This window comes from Paenibacillus sp. AR247, assembly GCF_002968895.1.
In the GTDB taxonomy this organism is placed as follows: Bacteria; Bacillota; Bacilli; order Paenibacillales; family Paenibacillaceae; genus Paenibacillus_AQ; species Paenibacillus_AQ favisporus.
The window spans coordinates 129,836-135,426 of record NZ_PCZT01000005.1 but is presented as its reverse complement, the minus strand read 5'-3'; the positions used below and the strand labels follow the sequence as shown (position 1 = coordinate 135,426).

7 protein-coding genes are annotated in these 5,591 nt (G+C 51.8%); 1 reads left to right on the top strand and 6 read right to left on the bottom strand.

Annotated elements, in window-relative coordinates; all coding sequences use genetic code 11:
• The 3 genes from CPT76_RS04715 to CPT76_RS37035 form a co-directional block, all read right to left on the bottom strand.
• A partial coding sequence (locus CPT76_RS04715; protein ID WP_105442087.1) for a DUF4183 domain-containing protein occupies nucleotides 1-201 on the bottom strand: 201 nt, incomplete at its 3' end.
• Nucleotides 202-330: 129 nt separating this feature from the next.
• Nucleotides 331-732 (bottom strand): DUF4183 domain-containing protein, encoded by a 402-nt coding sequence (locus tag CPT76_RS38250; RefSeq protein WP_219845381.1) that lies wholly within the window; start codon nucleotides 730-732, stop codon nucleotides 331-333.
• A gap of 202 nt (nucleotides 733-934) precedes the next feature.
• Nucleotides 935-1,138: a hypothetical protein gene (locus CPT76_RS37035; protein WP_181152692.1), complete on the bottom strand. Its 204-nt coding sequence runs from the start codon at nucleotides 1,136-1,138 to the stop codon at nucleotides 935-937.
• Between the two features lie 211 nt (nucleotides 1,139-1,349).
• Here CPT76_RS37035 and CPT76_RS04705 point away from each other — a divergent pair, with 211 nt between their 5' ends.
• Entirely contained in the window at nucleotides 1,350-1,577 is a 228-nt protein-coding gene (locus CPT76_RS04705) for a hypothetical protein (protein ID WP_089549950.1), read from the top strand.
• A 152-nt stretch (nucleotides 1,578-1,729) separates the two neighbouring features.
• On the opposite strand, the gene ppk1 is transcribed toward CPT76_RS04705, so the two are convergent.
• The 3 genes from ppk1 to CPT76_RS04690 form a co-directional block, all read right to left on the bottom strand.
• Nucleotides 1,730-3,868 (bottom strand): polyphosphate kinase 1, encoded by a 2,139-nt coding sequence (gene ppk1 / locus CPT76_RS04700; RefSeq protein WP_105442085.1) that lies wholly within the window; start codon nucleotides 3,866-3,868, stop codon nucleotides 1,730-1,732.
• Nucleotides 3,865-4,776 (bottom strand): Ppx/GppA phosphatase family protein, encoded by a 912-nt coding sequence (locus CPT76_RS04695; protein WP_181152690.1) that lies wholly within the window; start codon nucleotides 4,774-4,776, stop codon nucleotides 3,865-3,867. The genes ppk1 and CPT76_RS04695 overlap by 4 nt, the downstream gene beginning before the upstream one ends.
• Nucleotides 4,777-4,889: 113 nt before the next feature.
• The coding region (locus CPT76_RS04690) for a TCP-1/cpn60 chaperonin family protein (protein ID WP_308737513.1) at nucleotides 4,890-5,591 on the bottom strand (702 nt) is incomplete at its 5' end.

The following is a 5,591-nucleotide window of genomic DNA, read 5'->3' as shown; positions in this document are numbered from 1 at the left end:
CGACGAAACGTCGGCCGTCTGCATCAAACCATTCAAATAAAGGTTGTAGTAGTTGAACGTCCCAGGAAACGCCGTAGCAGCCACTCCAGCGTCATTGGTGAAGGCCGTTGCGGCTATAGCGAAGGTCGCTCCGGTTCCGGTACCTGCACCAATGGTCGAAGTGAATCTCACGCTGTTCTGATACGGGGTTACGATAGGCATATTCTCTCCTCCCTTCTTGGTTGAGGAACATATAGATTTTCAAACCAAAATCTTTGAAAACCATCGGATCCTCTACCCTATTAAATGCAGGAAGGTTTGAATTGGCGTGGGGGAAAATACGAAAAAGTGCTAGACTGTAATATTCGCCGTTAACTGCACCGTTTCTAAAACAATAGGAGTCCCCGCATATATAGTCGTGCTTTGCGGTGGAAAATATAGTTCCGACGGATTGATGCTGTACGAATTCCCCGGCTGGATGATCCCGTTGATATAGAGGTTGCTGAAACTATTGGGACCAAGCGTCGAAAAATCGGCAACCGCAACGCCTTCATCATTCGTGAATTGGCTCGCCGCAACCGCGGCCGACGCCGTTAAATCCAGATCAGTCTCCGGCTGATAAAAATAACGGGCGGCCGTCGGCAGCACAGTTACTCCGGGTATAACGACGGGTCCAGGCGGGCCCTGCGGACCTTCGGGTCCTTCCGGACCAGCCGGCCCTTGAATGCCCGGTGCGCCTGGTGCCCCTTGCATCCCTGGTACCCCTTGAGGGCCAGGGCCACCCGGTTGTCCGGGGAGACCCTGTACGCCTTGCGGCCCCTCCGGCCCGCGCAGACCTGACGTCCCAGGAGGGCCCTGCACCCCCTGTAAGCCTTGCGGTCCGGGAATCCCGGGCAGTCCTGCCGTGCCATCCATCCCCCGTTCCCTTGAGGGCCATGATCGCCCTGCATCCCGGTCATAGCGCCAGCTCTGCTTTGATTTGTGCCTTGGCTTCCTCGATTGCCGCTTGTAAGGCATGCTGATCCATCACATTTCGGATCTTCCGTTTTCTTCTAGGGTTCACCTTTTTGCAAACGACCGTCTTTTTGATTCTTTTAGCGCCGATGCATTTTATTTTCTTCTTTACATATGTGCGCTTCGTTTTTCCTCCTTTTCCCATTTGCGGCACCCTTCCCTTAAAAAATTAGGAATATGTGTATATGACATATATATATGTCCAATGCACATCATGAGAGTGGACTATTCGCTATCTTCGGTGTTACCGGATGAAGTTTGGAGAATTAGGCGTAATGAGAAAAACTGGTGGCATCCATGCAAATCGCTTTCCGTTCGGGTACAATAAAACCAAACGACCTATGGAGGCTGCAACGATGAATATGGAAGAAGAACCAAAGCAACAGGCGATTCCCGCCGAAGACGACCAAGGCAATTTCAAGCTGCTCGACACCCAGCGCATCCTTTCGATCACGTCCGAAATCGAAGGCGACGAGGACAGCGCGGCGATTTTCCATTACGACGACGGCAAAAAATACAAATACGTGCACAGCGAGAAAGCCATGAAACAGTTCGGGGAATGGATTCAAAAAGGGGAAGGTTAAACGCTAAAGTTAGAGATCGAAAGGCTGCCGCTAGGCAGCTCTTTTAATAGGCTTACAGCTATAAAAGAGATGACCCCAGTATCATACGGGAGTCATCTTTTTTAAATCCATTGGTATCGTGGGTGGTAATCATCCTGAATATTTGTACCCGATCAATGCTGCAGCAAGCGAGCCCACCTGCGCCAAAAGCGCACATGTCTCGGCTGCCGCCGGTCCATGCCCTGCATCGCCTCTTCGATGAAATGCTTTTGGCTGTCCATCAGGTTGGCTTCATACGGCGAGGACAGCCGTTTGTACTGCCCGTTGCTGGACATCTGTCTTGCTTTATCATTGTCCTGCAGCATGACATCCAGATGATGAAGGATGCGCTGCTTCAGCCGAGGGTCATACACCGGGCAAGCCGTCTCGACACGGCGGGTCGTACTGCGAGTCATTAAGTCCCCTGACGAAATGTAGATGGAGCAGTCCTCGTCCGCCCCGAAGCAGAAGATCCGGGAATGCTCGAGAAAACGTCCGACGATGCTGCGAACCGTAATATTGTCCGTTTTTCCCGGGACGCCCGGCAGCAGGCAGCAGATTCCGCGGATGATGAGCTGGACGGGAACACCGGCTTCCGAAGCCTCGAACAGCTTCTGCAAAATTTCCCTGTCCGTCAAGGAATTGGACTTCATCAAAATCCGGCTGGGTTCGCCCCGCCCCGCTTTCTCAATCTCCCGGTCCATGCATTCAAGCAGGGGCTGCTTAAAATGATTCGGCGCGACGAGCAGATGCCGGTACTGCCCGTCCAGATTCGAGATCGCCATATTTTTGAAGAAGGCGTCCGCGTCGCGCCCGATCTCTTCATGAGAGGTCATCATTGAAACATCCGTGTACAGCTTGGCGGTCTTTTCGTTGTAATTGCCCGTGCTGATCTGCGTAATATATTGAATTTTATTCCGGTCCTTGCGCGTAATGAGGCATATCTTGCTGTGTACCTTATAGCCCTCGACGCCATAGATGACCTGGCAGCCGGCCTCTTCCAGCCGCTCAGCCCATTCAATGTTATTTTGTTCATCGAATCTCGCTTGCAGCTCAATCAGGACGGTGACGTCCTTGCCGTTTTCGGCCGCGAGGCATAAATATTGGGTGATGATCGAGTGCTGAGCCAGCCGGTAAATCGTGATCTTGATCGACACGACATGGGGATCCTCGGCGCTTTCCTTGAGCAGCTGCAGAAAAGGCTCCATCGAATCATAGGGGTAAAAGAGCATCATATCTTCCTTTAAACACCATTCCGTTACCGTTGGATAAGCCTGCATATCAAGAAGATTGTTGGCCCTGAAAGGAGAATACGTGCACTTCATTTCCAAATGCTTCGGCATGCGCTGGATCAACTCGAAAGGATAATTCAGCACGATCGGTGCTACGCTGTTGAACACTTGTTTGCGGCTCAGCTGCAGCTTGTCGCACAACAATTGCCCGACGCGTTTGGGAAGCTGGCCTTCGACCTCCAATCGGACCGGTGCCAGGCGTGCCCGTTTCTTGAGCGTCTTCTTCATCAGCTGCCGGATATCGTCATCGTCGTCGTATTCCAGATGTTCGTCATCCAGCGCAATGTCGGCGTTCCGGGTAACGGCTACCAATTGGGTGCTGCTCACTTTGTACATATTGAACAGCTGCTTGGCATATCCCAGGATGACGTGGCTCGTCAATATGTACCGAAAGGAATCTCCAGGTAATTGGATGAAGTCCGGAAAAGACGGCGAGACCGGGATAATGCCAAGCGTTTGGTTTTTGTCCTCGAAGCTGCACATCACGTACTGCTGCTTGTTCATCAGATGCGGAAACGGATGATGCGAATCGACCACAATCGGCGACAGGACCGGGAAAATATGCTCTGCATAATAATCCTCAATGAACTTTTTCTCCTGCTTGCTGAGGTCATCCATGCCGACACGGTAAATCTGATAGTTCTCCAAAGCTTGTTCGATCTGGGCAAAAATAGCGTTTCGCTTCTCATAATAAGGCTCGGTGGCCTCAAAAATGTAATTCAGCTGCTCCTGGGCCGTCCATCCGGTTTTGTTATCCCGATGCTCTTCCTTCATACCGGCCAAATCGGTTAAGCTGCCGACCCGGATCATATAGAACTCATCCAAATTGCTGGTGAAGATGGAAACGAACTTCAGACGCTCGAACAGCGGAACCCGCTCGTCCATCGCTTCTTCAAGCACGCGCTCATTAAACCTGAGCCAGGATAGCTCCCGGTTCTGCATATAAGAGGTTTGTGTTTTCAATGGCGTGGAGGCTGTCATTTCTCTTCACTTCCTTTGGCTAAGCGATCATATAAAAACCCTTCACGAACCCCGAAACGGCTGATATGCACCACTTCGCTTTGAAAAAAACGGGCGATTTCGTTAAGCAAAATCATCCCTGGGATCAGGGTGTGAATCCGATCCGGCGTCTTCACCAAAATGGGAGCGATATGCTTTTTCTTGTGATTTTTAAAACGCCGAATCATCCCTTGCAGCTCTTCGATGCTCATCTGGTTGGCTTGGTCCGTTTCGCCAAGAACCCCCTTCAATTTGAAGGATGCGCGGATCGTGCCGCCAACGCCGCAGATCGGCAGGGGACCCAGTTCCGGGATGGACATGGCCTGCAGCTGCTTTTGCACCAGTTCCGCAATCGCTTGACGCTCTTTCTCGGACGGAATAATTTTCTCGACGCATTTCTCGTAGGCATTCAAGCACCCGATAGGCAGGCTATCGCTGTAACAAATCTCTTTATTTTGAAAAACGGCGATTTCGGAGCTCCCGCCGCCGATGTCGACGAGAACGCCCTCCTCCAGCTCTACACTGTGCATAGCTCCCACATAGCTGAGCCTGGCCTCTTCATCGCCTGAGATCACCTCCACCTCAATGCCGGCGCTTTCGCGGATCGCATCGACCACCTGCCTGGTATTGGCGATATTGCGGATGGCGGCCGTTGCAAACACATGAATACTGTCCGGTGTAACAGGCAGCTGCTTCAGCATGCTCATATAGTCGTTCAGGGTCTGGCAGACGACCCGTATGCCGGCCTCACTCATGCGCTTCTTGTCGATATAATGGACAAGCCCGGCCATAGTCTTGCGATGAAACAATACCTGTGTATCCTGACCTTCGTATTGGTATACGGTCAAACGGATCGTATTTGATCCGACGTCAACGATTGCAGCAATCAACCTGTTCACCACACCTTAAATCTACATTTTCTCTCATATATTAATCTAGAAATGTTATCGCAATGTAAAAAGCCTTTCTCTTATTGCTATATTCAGGCTATGGGAGCCTTATATTACATCATGCCGCCCATTCCGCCCATGCCGCCCATGTCTGGAGCAGCAGCCTTTTCAGGCTCTGGCTTGTCGGCGATTACGGCTTCTGTAGTCAGGAACATAGCCGCAACGGAAGCTGCGTTTTGCAGCGCGGAACGCGTTACTTTCGCAGGGTCAACGATACCTGCTTCGAACATGTTCACCCACTCGTCCGTAGCCGCGTTGTAGCCGATGCCCACTTTTTCTTTCTTCAAGCGGTCCACGATAACGGAACCTTCTTGGCCAGCGTTGGCAGCGATCGTGCGGATTGGCTCTTCGAGAGCGCGCAGAACGATGTTCACGCCTGTCTTCTCATCGCCAGCCACGTCTACGGCAGCTACTGCATGATATACGTTCACGAGAGCTGTACCGCCACCGGATACGATACCTTCTTCAACCGCAGCGCGGGTTGCGTTCAGGGCGTCTTCGATGCGCAGTTTGCGCTCTTTCAGTTCGGTTTCGGTTGCAGCACCGACTTTGATAACCGCTACGCCGCCGGCCAGTTTAGCCAGACGCTCTTGCAGTTTCTCTTTGTCGAACTCGGAAGTGGTTTCTTCCAGCTGCGAACGGATTTGGGAGATACGAGCGTTGATGTCGCTCTTCTCGCCGCTTCCATCAACGATGGTTGTGTTTTCTTTCGTTACGCGCACTTGACGGGCGTTACCCAGTTGCTCGATGGATGT

Coding starts and splice junctions, on each gene's coding strand:
- CPT76_RS38250 (WP_219845381.1), bottom strand. CDS start 732: ATGCAAGGGGCACCAGGCGCACCGGGCATTCAAGGGCCGGCTGGTCCG.
- CPT76_RS37035 (WP_181152692.1), bottom strand. CDS start 1,138: ATGGGAAAAGGAGGAAAAACGAAGCGCACATATGTAAAGAAGAAAATA.
- CPT76_RS04705 (WP_089549950.1), top strand. CDS start 1,350: ATGAATATGGAAGAAGAACCAAAGCAACAGGCGATTCCCGCCGAAGAC.
- ppk1 (WP_105442085.1), bottom strand. CDS start 3,868: ATGACAGCCTCCACGCCATTGAAAACACAAACCTCTTATATGCAGAAC.